We start from the raw sequence: 16264 nt of genomic DNA on the forward strand, positions 1-16264 counted from the left end.
CTCATCATCACGCTCGCGCGAGCATTAAGTCTTGCGACAAGTTCGGCTTTGCGATTTCCGTTCCGATCGGTAAACACCAATTATACCAAGGGAACTTCGGTGGCGCATTGGGCTTGTCCATCGGTTCGAGCATTAAGTGTGGGGCGTTCTTCATGTCGAGTTTGTTGGATCGGGCCGAGTATGTTCGTGGCCCGGTGGCGCGCCCTGCGGAATTGGGCGTCTCCCCAAAGGGTAGCGTTTCCATCGTCGAGCGCCGTTCGCTTGCCGGTCTGCCTGTCTGGTCGACCGCCTTCGCGCATCTGAGGAAGGACCATCGCTATTACGAGATCGTGGAGGACACGGTCTGTCCGGAATTCCGCTATCGCTATTTCGCTCTGACAGACCGCTTAGGCCGCGTCATGGCGGTGCAGCCGTTCTTCGTGCTCGATCAGGATCTCGTCGCGGGGTCCGGGCGGCGGTTGAAGGGCCTCGTCGACCGCGTGCGGCGGGTCTGGCCGCATTTCCTTACCATGCGCACGCTGATGATGGGCTGCGCAGCGGGCGAGGGACATCTCGCCGCCAGGGATCAGGCAACGCGCGCCCGCGAAGCCGAGGCGCTCTCGGCCGATATCGTTCGTCTCGCGCGGGCGGAGAAGGCGTCGCTGATCGTGCTGAAGGAGTTCCCGGCCGAGTATCGCGAGGCGCTGTCCGCTTTTCGCGAGAAGGGCTTCACGGCGGTTCCGAGCATGCCGATGACGCGGCTCGACATTTCCGCATACAAGAGTTTCGACGACTATCTGAACAAGGCGATCAAGAGCAAGCGCCGCACGGAGTTTCGCAGGAAGTTCAAGGCGGCGGAGCAGTCCGCGCCGATCGAGCTTGAGGTTCGCCATAACGCCGGTGAAGCGCTCGATCAGATTTTCGCGCTTTACGAGCAGGTTTACGAAAAGTCGGACATGAAGTTCGAGAAGCTCACGAAGGAATACTTCTCCGAGCTTGGCCGCCGCATGCCGGACAAGGCGCGCTTTTTCATCTGGCGGCAGGAGGGCAGGGTGATCGCCTTTTCGCTCTGCCTCATCGAGGGCGACAAGCTCTACGGCGAATATCTCGGCCTCGACTACACCATCGCGCTGCAGCTCCACCTGTATTTCTACGTGATGCGCGACACGATTTCATGGGCCATCGCGAACGGCTTCAAGGAGATCGTCAGCACGAGCCTCGGCTACGGCCCGAAGCTGCAAATGCGCCACGAGCTTCGCCCGCTCGACCTCTATGTGCGGCACACCTCGCCCATCGCCAACGCGATCCTGAAGCGCGTGCTGCCCTATCTTGAGCCGACGCGCGGCGAGGAGACGTTGCAGAAGTTCCCGAACTACGCGGAGCTTGATCCGACGCTTCGGTGAAATCCCGACGAGCGAGATAAGTGTTTTTGATTTGTTTCCGAATGTAACCATTTGGTTACATTCTTCAGCCGCCAATTGTGCATGATCTCCACTTGGGCACTTCGAGTGGGGAAACATGAAAAACATCATTCTGGTCGCAGTCGCGTTTGGGCTTGCTGCGACACTTTCGGCTTGCGGAAGCACAGGCATTCAGAACGAAGGCCTTCTGAAGCAGCCGCTTACCGGCGGCCAGTCGCGTGTGAAGATCGTTCGCTCCGAGCAGTTTTTGGCGTCGGGCCGCGGCGCGCGTGTGAAGATCGACGGCAAGGAAGTCGCCGACATCGGCAATGGAGCGGGTGCCATATTGGATGTACCCGCTGGTCCGCATAACGTTTCCGTCGATGTCTGGGACCATCCCAACGTCTTCAATCTCAGGATCGAAGCCAAGCCCGGCAGGATGTACACACTCCTCATAAAACCGCGAGAAGACGCTGTGATGGCCGGGGCCGTGTTGGGGGTTGCCGGAATGCTCGTTGAGGCGGCGGCAAATGAGAACGGCGGCCTGTTTCAGGTCGAGGTGGTGGACGAGCAGCGCATCGGTTGATCGGCCCGCCGTTTCTCGATATTTTCCGGGGCGTGTACGACGATTATTCCCGCAAATGATAAGGCTGTGGTCGCGGCATCGTCTCGGACGCAGCCCTATTTCCTTCGCGCGTGATCGCGGAAGAACTGGTCCTGGAAGATGCACATGCGCAGGGCGTTGTGATATTCGCCCTCCACGAAGAATTCCTTGATGAGATCGCCTTCCTTGATGAAGCCCATCTGCTCGTAAATGTGGATGGCCTTCTCGTTGTCGGCGTCCACGACGAGATAGAGCTTGTAGAGATTGAGCGTCGAGAAGGCGTATTGCATCGCGAGGCTCGTCGCCTTCTTAGCGTAGCCGCGCCCCTGAAACTCGGGCGCGATCATGATCTGGAACTCGGCGCGACGGTGGATGTAATTGATTTCGACGAGTTCCACGAGGCCGACCCGCTGGCCCTCCACCTCGACCACGAAGCGGCGCTCGCTCTGGTCGTGGATGTGCTTCTCGTAAAGCTCCTGAAGCTCGACATAAGCCTCGTAAGGCTCCTCGAACCAGTAATGCATCATGCTCGAATTGTTATCGAGCTTGTGCACGAAGAGCAGGTCGTCCTTCTCCAGCGGCCTCAGAAGCAGCCCGCCGGTGCGCACGTCGAGCTTGTTCTCCTTCATCGAACGGTTCGACGCCATGAAACCTGCTCCTCAAAACGTTGCGGCCTGCCCCTCATGTAAGAAGGCAGGCCGCACGATGAAGAAGGATGACGACGCTAGAGCGACGTTTCCGGCGTAAAGGTGAAGATCTCCCCCGACGCGGTCGTTTCGGGCGTCAGAAGCGACAGCGCGAGCGGCACGAGCACGTCCGGCGGCGGTAAAGTGTTCGGCTCTTCGCCCGGATAGGCTTTCGCGCGCATGTGGGTGCGGATCTTGCCGGGATCGAGGAGGTTCACGCGGATGTTCGTCGAGGCGTTTTCGTGCGCGTAGGTCTTTGCCAACGCGTCAAGCCCCGCCTTGGATACCGAATACGGCCCCCAATAGGCGCGTGCGCGCTGAGCGGCGCCCGAGGTGACGAACAGCACGCGGCCCGCTGGCGACAGCTTCAGAACCGGATCGAGTGTGCGAATCAGCCGCCAGTTGGCCGTGAGGTTTATCTGGAGCGTGAGCGCCCAGTCGCCTTCCTTGATGTGGCCGAGCGGCGAAAGCGGACCGAGCAGCCCGGCATTGCCGACGAATATGTCGAGCTTCTGCCAGCGCTGGTAGATCGTCGGGCCGAGCGTGTCGATTTCGCCGAGCTGCTTGTCGAGGTCGAACGGCAGGATGGAGAGCGGCACGCCCCCAGCCGCACGGACCTCGTCGTCGAGTTCTTCGAGCGCGCCTTGCGTTCGGGCCGTTGCCACCACATGCGCCCCCTGAAGGGCGAGCGCTTTCGCGATGGCGCGGCCGATGCCGCGCGAGGCGCCCGTCACGAGCGCGACTTTGCCGTCGAAGCGCGGCAGGGAAGGTTCGGATGTCACGTTTTCAACCATTCATGAGCTAGATCGGTCCGACCGACTGTTGAACATACAGCATCGAGCCATGCCCGATTTGCGGCACGACCCTGAAGAGCGCTTTCAGGATTGCGTACGGTTTCCGCCGGAAAGCGCGAAGAAACGATATGGTGCGCCCCCTCATCCCGGAGGCGCTCGCCTTCAGATCAGACCGCCATCAGCGAAAGCCGGTGCTGCTGACCCGGTTCCGGGCCGTCCCAGTCGCGGAGCCTCGTCGGATAATCGCCCGTGAAGCAATGATCGGTGAATTGCGGCTGGTCCGGGTCGCGGCGCGGTTGCCCGAGAGCGCGATAGGTGCCGTCGACCGTGAGGAAAGCGAGACTGTCGCAGCCGAGAATGCGGCGCATGCCCTCCACATCGTGGTTTGCGGCGAGAAGCGCCCCCGTGTCCGGGGTGTCGATGCCGTAGAAGTCGGGGTATTTGATCGGCGGGCAGGCGATGCGCATGTGCACTTCGCGCGCGCCGTGTTCGCGCATCATGGTGACGATCTTGGTCGACGTCGTGCCGCGCACGATGGAATCGTCGATGAGCACGATGCGCTTGCCTTCGACGCTGATCGACGGCGTCGGGTTGTGCTTCAGCTTCACGCCGAGCTTGCGGATACGCTGCTCCGGCTCGATGAAGGTTCGTCCGACATAGTGGTTGCGGATGATGCCGAGTTCAAACGGGATACGCGCTTCATGGGCGTAGCCGATGGCGGCGGGGACACCCGAGTCCGGCACGGGCACGACGACATCGGCGTCGGCGGGGGCTTCGCGGGCGAGTTCGCGGCCGAGGCCCTTGCGCACATCATAGACGCAATGCCCGCCCATGATGGAGTCGGGACGCGCGAAATAGATATATTCGAAGATACAGGGCCGCGCGGGCTGCGCCGGGAAGGCGCGGTGACTGTCGATGCCCTGATCGGAAATTTCGACAACCTCGCCGTTCTCCACCTCGCGGACGAACTGGGCACCGATAATGTCGAGCGCGCAGGTTTCGGACGAGAGGATCGTCGCGTCGCCCAGCTTGCCGATGACGAGCGGACGAATGCCGAGCGGATCGCGGATGCCGATGAGCCGCTTGCGGGTGAGTGCGGCAAGGGCATAGGCGCCCTCGATCTGGCGAAGCGCGTCGAAAAGGCGGCTCATGAAGCCGTCGCGTCGCTCGCGGCTGCGCGCGATGAGATGGACGATGACTTCGGTGTCGGAGGTGGACTGGAAGATGGAGCCGGAGGAGACGAGTTCGCGACGGAGCGTCAGCGCGTTGGTGAGATTGCCGTTATGGGCGAGGGCGCACCCGCCGATGTCGAGATCCGCGAACAGCGGCTGCACATTTCGGAGCGCGGTTTCGCCGACTGTCGCATAACGGACATGTCCGACGGCCATATTGCCGCGCAGATTGTCGATCACGCCCTTGCGGTTGAAGTGATCGCCGACGAGGCCGAGGCGGCGCTCCGCGTGAAACTGCGTGCCGTCGAATGTGACGATGCCCGCCGCTTCCTGCCCGCGATGCTGAAGGGCGTGAAGTCCGAGCGCCGTGAGCGCTGCGGCTTCGGGGTGATTGAAAACGCCGAACACGCCGCATTCTTCGTGCAACTTGTCGTCAGCCAGCCCGAAAGGCTCCGTCGGCAAAGGCGGAATGCCGGCAATCTCGTCCACTTGGCTTCGTCCTTTTAGCAGTCTCCGGCGGGGCCGGAGGGGCGCCCTTCAGAAAGGCCTCAACCCCGTTCAGCTTCGGGCGCGGGCGAAGCTGGCCGGTCACGTTTGAACAGCGACTCTGGGTTGTCGGGCAACAAGGATTTAATGGTATCGCCGGTGCTTTCAATGAGCGGGAGCGAACGCGCTTCGCGCACCCATCGCGGCAAGTTCTGGCGATCGACGATCTGGCTTACGATCAGAAAGGCGATCACGACCAAAATAAGCCCGCGCACGAGGCCGTAAACGAAGCCAAGCGTGCGGTCTACCGCGCCGACACGGCTGTCGAGCACGCGCTCCGAAATGTTGGCGGTGAGGAGGCTGAACAGGATAAGGCTGGTGATGAAGGCGAGCGCGATCAGCGTCGCATCCGCGAGCATGGGCGTATCGATCATGCCGCGCACGTCTTCCTTGAAGTGCGAGTAGGCGAGCAGCGTCACGATGGCCGCCAGAGCCCAGGACATGATGGACAGCATTTCGCGCGTCAGGCCCCGCAGCATGGCGAGGAAGCCCGAAAAGATCATGATGGCAACGAGTATGATGTCGAGCCCTTGAATCGGCATGAGCCTTCCCTTTCATGCAGATCGCGCCAGTTGCATGCACCTTCTACGGCGGTTTACGCGAAAAGAGTAGCCAAATCTTTCAATTGCGGCAGGCGGGTTAATTTGACGGCAAGACCGCTTGAGGAGATTTCTCCCGCCGACGGCAGGTAAGCCTGGCGAAAGCCGAGCTTCTGCGCCTCCTTCAATCGGACCCCCGTCTGCTGCACGGGTCGCAGCGCCCCGGACAATCCGACCTCGCCGAAATACACCGCGTCGCGGGGCAAGGCAATGCCGGTAAATGCCGACAGAAGCGCGGCGGCAACGGCCATGTCGGCGGCGGGTTCGGTGATGCGGAGGCCGCCTGCGACGTTCAGGTAAACGTCCTGAGGGCCGATCTTGACGCCGCAGCGCGCTTCGAGCACGGCGAGGATCATCGCGAGGCGGTTCGTGTCCCAGCCGACGACGGCGCGGCGCGGCGCGGCGTAGGGCGAGGGCGCGAGCAATGCCTGCACCTCGACGAGGATAGGACGGGTGCCCTCGATCCCGGCGAAGATCGCGCTTCCCGCCGCGTCGCAGTGATCGAGGCTCAGGAACAGCTCGGATGGGTTCGACACCTCGCGAAGGCCGTCGCCATGCATATCGAAGACGCCGATCTCGTTCGAGGCGCCGAATCGGTTCTTGGTCGCGCGAAGAAGGCGGAGATTGTGCGCACCCTCGCCCTCGAAGGTGAGAACGGTGTCGACCATGTGCTCGATCACCTTGGGCCCGGCGATCTGGCCGTCCTTCGTGACGTGGCCGACGACGACGATCACGGGCCCCTTCGTCTTCGCCAGCGCGATCAGCGCCTGCATGCTCGCGCGCACCTGGCTGACGGTGCCGGGCGCGGATTCGATGCTCTCGGTCCAGAGCGTCTGGATCGAGTCGATCACCACGAAATCCGGGGGCGCGCCCTGCTCGATGGTGGCGAGGATGCGTTCGACGCAAGTTTCCGCCACGAGGCCGAGCGGTGCTTTCGCGAGCCCCAGGCGGTGGGCGCGCAGGCGGATCTGGTCGGTCGCCTCTTCGCCGGAAAAGTAGAGCGAGCCGTGGCCCTGTTCGGCGATGGCAGCGGCGGCCTGCAACAGGAGTGTGGATTTGCCGATGCCCGGCTCGCCCGAAAGAAGCACCGCCGATCCTTGCGCGAAGCCGTCGCCGACGGCGCGGTCGAGTTCGCCGATGCCCGATGAGATGCGGCGTACGTCGCGGCCTTCCGCATCGAGGCTTTCGACGGCACATGCTTTCGCGCGCCGCTTCGCCTTCAGTCCGACGCCGCCGGGCGCGGACACGGCTGCGGCTTCCTGCACAAGCGTATTCCAGTCGCCGCAGGCGGGGCATTTGCCCTGCCACTTCGGCGACACCGCTCCGCAGGACTGGCAGACGTAATCCGCCGCGCCCTTACTCATCGACATAGACGCGGTGGTAGCGCCGCCCGAGCGAGGTCAGCACTTCGTAACCGATGGTGCCCGTGATCCGCGCGAGGTCGTCCACCGTGGTCTTTCCGCCAAGCAATTCGATGAAGCCGCCGCGATGCAAGAGCGCCTCCGGCACATCCGTCGCGTCGAAGGTCGTGAGGTCCATGGATACGCGGCCGAGAAGTGGAAGCGCGTGTTCGCCGATATGGCCAACCGCACCCGGCTTCTCGTCGGACGAGGAAAGCGCGCGGAAATAGCCGTCCGCATAACCGACGCCGACGGTGGCGATACGGCTGTCGCGCTTCAGCGTCTCTGTCGCGCCATAGCCGACGGTGAACCCCTTTTCGCCATGCCGCACCTGCACGATACGACCGAACAGCCAGACGACCGGCTCGAACTGCGACGGCTCCAGCTTCTGCGGATTGCCGCCATAGATCGCGATGCCGGGCCTGGCGAGGTCCAGATGATATTTGCGGCGGAGCAGGCAGCCCGCCGAATTGACGAGGCTCTTCGCGATGCCGGGAAAAAGCGACGTCACCGCCTCGAAGCGCTTGAATTGAACCTCATTGAACGGGTGCATCGGTTCGTCCGCGTGCACAAGATGGCTCACGAGCACGGCGGGGCGGAACGGCTGCAAGAGCTCCGGCCTGGCGGCCAGCGCATCGGCGGCCTCCGGTTCGAGGCCGACGCGGCACATGCCGGTGTCGAACTGGATCGCGGCGGGAAGCCGCGTATCGTGCTCTCGACAGTAGGCGGACCATTCCTCGACCTCGGCGAGGCTATTCAGCACCGGGCGAAGCCTGGCTTCGCGGTAGACAGCGGACGTGCCCGGCAGGAGCCCGTTCAGGGTGTAGATCATGGCGTCGTTCGCGAGGGCGCGCAGAGCGAGCGCCTCGTCGAGCGTCGCGACGAAGAAAGTGCGGGCCGTTTCCTTCTGCAGCGCCGACAGAACAGGCTGAATGCCAAGGCCATAAGCGTCGGCCTTCACCACGGCCGCCGTCTCGGCCTTGAGCGAAGCCTCGGCCGCGCGGCGATAGTTTCGCCGAAGCGCCGGAAGCCTGATGATCAGTACACCGTTGGCGGAGGCCGGGGCCTCGGCGAGCGCCCGCTCGACCGCCTCTGAAAATGCCGTGTCCATGCCCGTCGCAACCATGGCTATTCGTACCGCTCGGGTACGCGGCGGTCGTCGGCGAGATCGCCGAAGCGCGTGATGTCGGACTGGAATTGCAGCCGCACCGTGCCCGTGGGACCGTGACGCTGCTTGCCGATGATCACCTCGGCGAGGCCCTGCACCTGATCCATCTCATCCTGCCATTTCTGGTGCTCTTCCACCTTCGTCAGCGAAGGCTCCTTCCGCGAAACATAATACTCTTCGCGGAAGACGAACATCACGACGTCGGCATCCTGTTCGATCGAGCCCGATTCGCGCAGGTCTGACAGTTGCGGGCGCTTGTCGTCACGGTTTTCCACCTGACGCGAGAGCTGGGACAACGCGATGATCGGCACCGCGAGTTCCTTCGCCAGCGCCTTCAGGCCGACCGTGATTTCTGAAACTTCCTGCACGCGGCCTTCCTGCGAGCGCTTCGCGGAGCCCGTCAGAAGCTGGAGGTAGTCGACGATGATGAGGCCGAGGCCCTTCTGGCGCTTCAGGCGACGCGCGCGCGCCGCAAGCTGCGCGATTGAAATGCCGCCCGTGTGGTCGATGAACAGCGGCAGCGTCTGAAGTTCCATCGCGGCCTGCTGGAGGCGCTGGAACTCCACGTCGGAGATGTTGCCGCGCCGGATCTTCTCGGACGGGATCTGCGCCTGCTCGGCAAGAATACGCGTCGCAAGCTGTTCGGACGACATTTCGAGTGAGAAGAAGCCGACGACCGCGCCATCGACAGCCTCGGTGGTGCCGTCATCCTTCTGGCGCGTGCGATAGGCCTTCGCGACGTTGAAGGCGATGTTGGTGGCGAGAGCCGTCTTGCCCATCGACGGGCGGCCCGCGAGCACGAGCAGGTCGGAATTTTGCAGGCCGCCCATCATCTTGTCGAGGTCGGTCAGACCGGAGGAGAGGCCCGACAGGCCGCCATCGCGCTCATAGGCGCGCGCCGCCATCTCGACCGCTTCGATGGTCGCATCGCCGAAGGACATGAAGCCGGAGCCGTACTTGCCCTTGTCGGCGAGATCGTAGAGCCGCTGCTCGGCCTCCTCGATCTGGCGCTCCGGCGGCTGCTCGATGGGCGAATCGTAAGCGACATTCACCATGTCCTCGCCGATGAGGATGAGTTCGCGGCGCACGGCGAGATCGTAGATCGTGCGGCCATAGGCCTGCGCGTTGATGATGGTGGTGGCGGCGGCGGCGAGGCGGCCGAGATATTGCGCGACCGTGATTTCGCCGATGGGCGGCTCGTTGTCGAAAAAGGTCTTCAGCGTGATCGGGGAGGCGTGCTTGCCCGCCTGAATGAGCTTGCCCATGACCTCGAACAGGCGGCCATGGAGCGGCTCGAAGAAATGATTCGGCTCAAGAAAGCCGGACACGCGGTCGAACGATTCGTTGTTGATCAGCACCGCGCCGAGCAGCGCCTGCTCGGCCTCGATGTTATGCGGAGCCTGCCGGAACGGCAGGGATTCGATGCTTTCCGCCAGGGCGGACCTGGCAGGAACGGCGGAAAGGGCGGGGGAGCGTCTCATGGGCGCGATAAAACCAGATTCGCGATCCGCCCCGAAAGGCGCCCCGCCTTCGATTCGCCATGCGTGCACAGCGGAATGATTCCGCTGGAAGAGTCCTTAACGTTTCGAACCGTGCCTTGACAGTGTATACGCCGCAACCCGACTCGGCGCGTGCGGGAGAACGCCCCTCAACTGAAGTTTGACTTGAGGAATTTTCCGCCGGTGATAGCGTGAGCCTCGCACTGACATTTTTGTCAGAATAAGACGCAAAAAATAGGGGATGGAGATGATCAAGGGACAGCGCATTCGCGCCATAGCGGGCGCTTGCGCGCTTGCCGTCGCATTGCCGCTTTCGGCCCATGCCGCCGCTGAAGACGCCATCGGCACATGGCGCGATGCGGATTCTGGCGGCATCGTTTCGGTATATTCCTGTGGCGGCGGCATCTGCGTGAAGGTCGTCAAGCCGGGCAAGGGCCGTGAGAAGGACGACGCAAACCCCAATCCGCAGCTCAAGGGACGCTCCATGGCGGGCGTCGTGCTTATGAACGGCGCGACGAAGGCCGGCTCGGACAAGTGGAAGGGCAAGCTCTACAACAGCGAGGACGGCGAGACCTACACCGGATATGTGACATCCGTGAGCAAGGATGAAGTGAAGCTTGAAGGCTGCGTGGCGGGTGGACTGATCTGCAAATCGCGGACCTGGAAACGCGTGCAGTAGCCCTGTTGGGGGGACGAGTTGCTTCGGGGTGACACGGAGCAGTTCGACCGGGGACGGCGCGGGGAGACCCGCGCCGCCTTGCCTTTGGGCTTTTATTGCGCCGCCACCAGCGCCTCGGCCTGAAACGGAAACACGAGCGGCACGAGGATCACCACCGTCACCATGACGGCGAGGGTAAAGGGCACGCCCACCCGCACGAAATCGAGGAAAGTGTAGTTGCCGGGACCGACCACCAGCGTGTTCACCGGCGACGACACTGGGGTCATGAACGCCGCCGATGCGGCAAGCGCCACGGTCATGACGAAGGGATAGGGCGACGCGCCAAGCTGCGCCGCAACGGACAACGCGACAGGTGCCATCAGCACCGCCGTCGCGGTGTTCGATATGAAGAGCCCGAGCGCAGCGGTCGCGGCGAAAAGCGCCGCCAGCATCACATGCGGTTGCGCGTTGCCGAGCGCGTCGATCAGCAAGCCGGAAGCGAGGTCGATTCCGCCGGTCTTCTGAAGCGCAAGCGAGAAGGGCAGCATCCCGACGATGACGACAAGGGTCTGCCAGTGGATCGAACGATAGGCGGCGTTCATGTCCACGCAGCGAAACAGTCCGAGAAGAAGACAGCCCATCAGCGCCGCCTGCACGTTCGGCACAATTCCCGTCATCATCGCGGCCACGACGAGGGCGAGGACACCGAGAGAGAAAGGCGCGCGCATCGCGGCCGGCACCTGCTCGTCGATTTCGGCGGCCACCTTCAGAATGACGAGATCGTCAGCCGGTGACCGGAGAAGCTCGATCGCGTGCCATGGTCCGGCCACGAGCAGCGTGTCCCCGAGTTTCAGAGGCTCGTCGCGAAGATTACCGGCAAACGCCTTCTTGCCTCGCTTGAGCCCGACCACAGACAGGCCGTAATGCGTGCGGATCGCCGCCTGGACGATGGTCTTGCCGATGAGCTTCGATGTGGCCGGGACGATAAGCTCGGCCATGCCCACCGCATGCGACCGGTCGGCGAAGTCGCGGCCTTCGATCGGCAGGATCGTCAGCGCATTTTTATGGGCGAACGCCGCAATGTCGGAGGCGGGGGCGGTCGCGACGAAAAGGATGTCGCCCGATTCGAGCTGCACGTCCGCGGAGGGCTTCAAGGTCTGCCGGTTGAAATACTTGCGCCTTTCGATGGCAATGATGTCGACGCCCGCGGTTGCGCGCAGGCGAAGCTCGTCGATGCGCTTGCCCGCGAGGGGCGAGCCTTCCGTGATCGCGAGCCGGTGCCCGCGTCCGGCAAGGCTGTATTCGCTTACCCAGGTCGCGAAGCGGGGAAGCATCGTCGCCTTTCGGTTCGCGTCCATGCGGGAGACGAGCCAGCGCCGCGCGAAGACCATGTAGCCCACCGCCAGAATGAGGATGGGCAGGCCGAAGGGCGTGAAGGCGAAGAAACCGAAGCCCTCATGACCGTGCCGCGCGAGTTCGCTGTTGACGACGAGGTTCGGCGCGGTCGCCACGAGTGTCATCATGCCGCTGATGAGCGCGGCCATGCTGAGGGGCATCAGCAGGCGCCCCGGCGCCACGCCCGAATTCTGCGCGATGCGCAGGACGACGGGAATGAAGATCGCGACGACGCCGGTCGAACTCATGAAAGCGCCGACGCCGGCCACGATGACCATCAGGAGAGCGATCATGCGTGTCTCGTTCCGCCCCGCGCTTTTCGCGAGCGAATCGCCGAGTCGCTGGGCGACGCCCGTGCGCACGAGCCCTTCGCCGATCACGAAAAGCGCCGCGATGAGGATGACGTTAGGGTCGCTGAATCCGGCCAGCGCCTCGTTCATCGTTATGACGCCCGTCAGCGGCAGGGCCGTCATCATGATAAGCGCTACGGCGTCCATTCTGGGACGATTGAGGCTGAACATCGCCACGGTGATGGCGAGTAACGCCAGCACCGCGGCCAGATCGGCGGTCATGCGTTGAAAAACTCCGGTTCTCGATTTGCGCGGACGAGGGCGTCGCCGCGAAGCGCCTGTCGGCACTCTCGATTGCGCTGCGATGGTGACCGCTACGGTCAAGAAAAATGGCCCGAAAGCCGCAAAGCGACTTTCGAGCCATTGAAATCAGCCGGTATTTTGTCGCCGGCAAGGCGATACCGGGACCACATACGCCCCGGCCTTGAAGTCGCCAACCCGTCAGGCCGGGACTTTCGTCGCGGCGAGACCGGAGTGGATCGCTTTCTCCACCTCCATCGCAGCCTTCTCCGCTTTCCAGCTTTGAATGAACGAAAAAGCTTCGTTCAGCATGTGCGGCGTATGGCGGCCCGGAGATTCGCGCAGCGCGCGATCGTAATAGGCTTGCAGCGCCGGGCGATAGCTCGGGTGCGAACAGTTTTCGATGATGAGCTTGGCCCGCTGTTTCGGCGTGAGACCGCGCAGATCGGCAAGACCCTGCTCGGTCACGATCACCTGCACGTCGTGCTCGGTGTGATCGACGTGGCTGACCATCGGCACGATGCAGGAAAGCTGGCCGTTCTTCGCGGTCGACGGTGTCATGAAGAACGACAGGTAGGCATTGCGCGCAAAGTCGCCCGAGCCGCCGATGCCGTTCATGATCGACGAGCCGCGAATGTGCGTGGAGTTCACGTTGCCGTAGATGTCGGCCTCGATCATGCCGTTCATCGCGATGACGCCGAGGCGGCGGATCACTTCCGGATGATTCGAAATTTCCTGCGGACGCAGCAGAACGCGTTCACGGTAGAAATCGACGTCGCGGTTGAAATCTTCCACGGCTTCGGGGCTCAGCGAAAACGCCGTCGCGGAAGCGAAGTTCATCTTGCCGCTCTTGAGAAGGTGCAGCATGCCGTCCTGAAGCACCTCGGTATACGCAGTGAGGTTATCGAACTGGCCCTGCTCAAGTCCCGCCATGACCGCATTCGCGGTATTGCCGACGCCCGACTGCAGCGGCAGCAGGTTCTCGGGCATGCGCCCTTTTTTGACCTCGTGCGCGAGGAAGTCCAGGATGTGGCCGGCGATGAGGCGCGATGTCTCGTCGGGCGGCGTGAAAGCCGAGTTGCGGTCGAAGGCGTGGGTTTCGACGATGCCGATGATTTTCGAGGGATCGCAGCGGAAATATGGCTCGCCGATGCGGTCGGCCGGCGTCACAAGCGGGATGGGCTTGCGGTGCGGCGGAAGCGCCGTGCCGTAATAGATGTCGTGCATCCCCTCCATGGCGGGGTTGATGCGGTTATTGACTTCGAGAATGATCTTGTCGGCCTGATCGAGCCACGTCTTATTGTTGCCGATCGATGTAGCCGGAATGAGCCGACCGTCTTCGAGGACACCTGCGACCTCCACGACAGCGACGTCGAGCTTGCCGTAGAAGCCGAACCACACGAATTGCGCGACATGCGACAGGTGGATATCGATGTAATCCATCTGCCCCGCGTTGATGCGGGCGCGACACGCCGGGTCGGACTGATAGGGAAGGCGCATCTCGATGCCGTCGACGGCGGCGAGAGCGCCGTCGAGTTCAGGGGCGGTCGAGGCGCCGGTCCATACGCCGATCTTGTAATCGAAGCCATCCGCATGGAGCGCGTTGATGCGTTCGGCGAGGGCCTGTGGCACTGCTTTCGGGTAGCCGGAGCCGGTAAACCCGCTCATGCCTACGTTCGATCCTGCCGGAATAAGAGCCGCGGCTTCGGTCGCAGACATAATCTTGCTCCGAAGCGCACGGTTGAGCACGCGCGATCCTGTCACGGCCACACCTTCTTTTGCTGTTCTTTCGCGATTTTATAGGCCGGGCGTCGAATGGCGCGGGGCCAGCGCCGAAACGCTAGGCTTAGCCAAAAGTCGGATCAACTATACTTCTGGAGAATTCGCGTTTTTGGGATGCAGCCATGCAGAAATGCGCTGAGCAATATAATGCGCGCGACACGAAAAAGGGCGCAAGATAAAATCTTGCGCCCCAAGGACAAGTCGACATTTATTGCGGAAGTTACTGTTCGATGGCTTCCTCGCCCTCGAACAGGGTCTCCGCCGCGATGGCTGCCTGCTCGGCAGCGTAGTCTGCGGCATATTCGTCGCGCTCGTGCAGCACATCCTCGCCCTTCGCCTGACGGAGGGCTTCTTCTTCCGTGCGCGCCACGTTGACGGAGACCTTCACCGACACTTCCGGGTGGAGGCTTACGCGCACTTCATGGATGCCGAGCGTCTTGATCGGGTGATCGAGAAGCACCTGACCACGATCGACGGTGAAGCCGGCGGCCGTCACGGCGTCGGAGATATCGCGCGTCGACACCGAACCGTAAAGCTGGCCTGAATCGCCCGCTTGCCGGATCACGATGACGCGCTGACCGTCGAGCTTCTTTGCGACCGCTTCGGCTTCCTGCTTGCGTTCGAGGTTGTGAGCCTCAAGCTGCGCCCGCTCCTTTTCGAAGCGAACGAGGTTTTCCTTGGTGGCGCGGAGCGCCTTGCCCTGCGGAAGCAGGTAGTTGCGCGCGAAACCCGGGCGCACCTTCACGACGTCGCCCATCTGACCCAGGCGGCCGATGCGCTGAAGAAGAACAACTTGCATATCGCCTCGCTCCTATTTCAGCACGTAGGGCAGAAGGCCGAGGAAGCGCGCGCGCTTGATGGCCTTGGCCAGTTCGCGCTGCTTCTTCGCGGACACCGCCGTGATGCGGCTCGGCACGATCTTCCCACGCTCCGAAACGAAGCGCTGAAGAAGACGCACGTCCTTGTAATCGATGACCGGCGCGTTCTCGCCCGAGAAGGGGCAGGTCTTGCGACGGCGGTAAAAGGGGCGGCGCGCTCCGCCGCTCGTTCCTTGCATGCTCATTCTTCACCTCCCGCCGCAGCGGTTTCAGACCGAGGAGGGCGCGCGCCGAAGCGCTGACCGCCGCCTTCGCCATCGCGCGAGAAGCCGCCACGATCGCCGCCGTCACGGAACCCGCCGCCGCCGAAGTCGCGACGCGGGCCGCGCGGGCCACGGTCGCCGCCACGGTCGCGGTCGCCGCGTTCACGGTCGCGCTCGTCCTGCTTGCGCATCTGGATGGACGGCTTTTCGTCGAGTTCCTCGACACGCACCGTAAGGAAGCGGAGAATGTCGGTGGAGATGCCCATCTGGCGTTCCATTTCGAGCACCGCCTGATGGGGCGCGTCGATATTGAAGAACGCATAATGCGCGCGACGATTCTTCTTGATCTTGTAGGCGGTCGATTTCAGACCCCAATATTCGGTCTTCGACACCTTGCCGCCGTTCTCTTCGATAACGGCCTTGTAGGTGTTGATAAGACCTGTCACTTGCTGCGCCGTGACATCCTGACGCGCAAGAAAGGTATGCTCGTAAAGTGGCATAACGGCCTTTCCCTGTTGAACGAAAGTCCGGCGCAGAGCCCCCGTCAAGCCTTGAAAGGCCAGAAGGATCTTAAGCAGAGCAGAGACACGGGAACCACGGCAGCGAAGCCACCTCGAAAGACGACACCCATCGAAACGGACATAAGCGTGCGTTTCTTCAGGGAATAGCCTCCCGGTTCCGTTCAGCCTCAAACCGGACGGTGCGCGCACTATAAGAGAAAGCGAGCGCGGTGCAACACCTTTGCTTGTCGGGCGTTGTCTTCGACATTTCGCACTCCCGGTGCCTGCTGTGGGCGCGAAAATGGCGCGGCGGCGGTTGATCGTGTGCCCTTGACAGCCTGCTTGGAAACGTGTCTCTGGCGCCACGAGCCGTGAACGACTTAACCGCGATCACGCAAAATTTTGTCCGCG

Annotated in this window: 15 protein-coding genes; 3 read left to right on the forward strand and 12 right to left on the reverse strand. The window is 62.7% G+C overall.

The window, feature by feature from the left end; translation table 11 throughout:
- Window positions 1-152: 152 nt before the first annotated feature.
- Both EK416_RS02455 and EK416_RS02460 read left to right on the forward strand, forming a co-directional pair.
- Window positions 153-1382 carry a GNAT family N-acetyltransferase gene (locus tag EK416_RS02455; protein ID WP_127075897.1) on the forward strand — a complete coding sequence of 410 codons (1230 nt, stop codon included), beginning with the start codon at window positions 153-155 and terminating at the stop codon, window positions 1380-1382.
- 115 nt (window positions 1383-1497) lie between these two features.
- Window positions 1498-1965, forward strand: coding sequence for a hypothetical protein (locus EK416_RS02460; RefSeq protein ID WP_127075898.1), 468 nt, complete (start codon window positions 1498-1500; stop codon window positions 1963-1965).
- Window positions 1966-2060: 95 nt separating this feature from the next.
- Here EK416_RS02460 and speG read toward each other — a convergent pair whose 3' ends face one another.
- The 7 genes from speG to EK416_RS02495 form a co-directional block, all read right to left on the reverse strand.
- Window positions 2061-2630 (reverse strand): spermidine N1-acetyltransferase, encoded by a 570-nt coding sequence (speG, locus tag EK416_RS02465; RefSeq protein ID WP_127075899.1) that lies wholly within the window; start codon window positions 2628-2630, stop codon window positions 2061-2063.
- A gap of 77 nt (window positions 2631-2707) precedes the next feature.
- Window positions 2708-3451 (reverse strand): SDR family NAD(P)-dependent oxidoreductase, encoded by a 744-nt coding sequence (locus EK416_RS02470; protein WP_127075900.1) that lies wholly within the window; start codon window positions 3449-3451, stop codon window positions 2708-2710.
- A gap of 179 nt (window positions 3452-3630) precedes the next feature.
- On the reverse strand, window positions 3631-5124 hold the full coding sequence (gene purF / locus EK416_RS02475) for an amidophosphoribosyltransferase (RefSeq protein WP_127075901.1): 1494 nt from the start codon (window positions 5122-5124) through the stop codon (window positions 3631-3633).
- 59 nt (window positions 5125-5183) lie between these two features.
- Window positions 5184-5723 (reverse strand): CvpA family protein, encoded by a 540-nt coding sequence (locus EK416_RS02480; protein ID WP_127075902.1) that lies wholly within the window; start codon window positions 5721-5723, stop codon window positions 5184-5186.
- A gap of 53 nt (window positions 5724-5776) precedes the next feature.
- Window positions 5777-7144: a DNA repair protein RadA gene (radA, locus tag EK416_RS02485; protein WP_127075903.1), complete on the reverse strand. Its 1368-nt coding sequence runs from the start codon at window positions 7142-7144 to the stop codon at window positions 5777-5779.
- Window positions 7137-8306, reverse strand: a complete 1170-nt coding sequence (gene alr, locus EK416_RS02490) for an alanine racemase (RefSeq protein WP_245433913.1) — start codon at window positions 8304-8306, stop codon at window positions 7137-7139. Before alr ends, radA begins: the two co-directional genes overlap by 8 nt.
- A 2-nt stretch (window positions 8307-8308) precedes the next feature.
- Complete coding sequence (locus EK416_RS02495; protein ID WP_181952110.1) at window positions 8309-9829, reverse strand: replicative DNA helicase; 1521 nt, start codon at window positions 9827-9829, stop codon at window positions 8309-8311.
- A gap of 265 nt (window positions 9830-10094) precedes the next feature.
- Here EK416_RS02495 and EK416_RS02500 point away from each other — a divergent pair, with 265 nt between their 5' ends.
- Window positions 10095-10526, forward strand: a complete 432-nt coding sequence (locus EK416_RS02500; RefSeq protein ID WP_164729820.1) for a DUF2147 domain-containing protein — start codon at window positions 10095-10097, stop codon at window positions 10524-10526.
- A gap of 92 nt (window positions 10527-10618) precedes the next feature.
- Here EK416_RS02500 and EK416_RS02505 read toward each other — a convergent pair whose 3' ends face one another.
- The 5 genes from EK416_RS02505 to rpsF all read right to left on the reverse strand — a co-directional run bounded on the left by EK416_RS02505 (window position 10619) and on the right by rpsF (window position 15853).
- Window positions 10619-12472 (reverse strand): SLC13 family permease, encoded by a 1854-nt coding sequence (locus tag EK416_RS02505; protein ID WP_127075905.1) that lies wholly within the window; start codon window positions 12470-12472, stop codon window positions 10619-10621.
- 219 nt (window positions 12473-12691) lie between these two features.
- A complete protein-coding gene (scpC, locus tag EK416_RS02510) occupies window positions 12692-14254 on the reverse strand; it encodes a succinyl-CoA:acetate CoA-transferase ScpC (protein ID WP_127075906.1) in 1563 nt (520 codons plus the stop codon).
- Between the two features lie 238 nt (window positions 14255-14492).
- The gene (rplI, locus tag EK416_RS02515) at window positions 14493-15071 is read right to left on the reverse strand and encodes a 50S ribosomal protein L9 (protein WP_127075907.1); all 579 of its coding nucleotides are present in this window, start codon (window positions 15069-15071) and stop codon (window positions 14493-14495) included.
- Between the two features lie 12 nt (window positions 15072-15083).
- Window positions 15084-15335, reverse strand: a complete 252-nt coding sequence (gene rpsR, locus EK416_RS02520; RefSeq protein WP_127075908.1) for a 30S ribosomal protein S18 — start codon at window positions 15333-15335, stop codon at window positions 15084-15086.
- The gene (gene rpsF, locus EK416_RS02525) at window positions 15332-15853 is read right to left on the reverse strand and encodes a 30S ribosomal protein S6 (RefSeq protein WP_127075909.1); all 522 of its coding nucleotides are present in this window, start codon (window positions 15851-15853) and stop codon (window positions 15332-15334) included. Before rpsF ends, rpsR begins: the two co-directional genes overlap by 4 nt.
- Window positions 15854-16264 lie beyond the last annotated feature (411 nt).

It is taken from the genome of Rhodomicrobium lacus, from assembly GCF_003992725.1.
Taxonomy (GTDB): Bacteria; Pseudomonadota; Alphaproteobacteria; order Rhizobiales; family Rhodomicrobiaceae; genus Rhodomicrobium; species Rhodomicrobium lacus.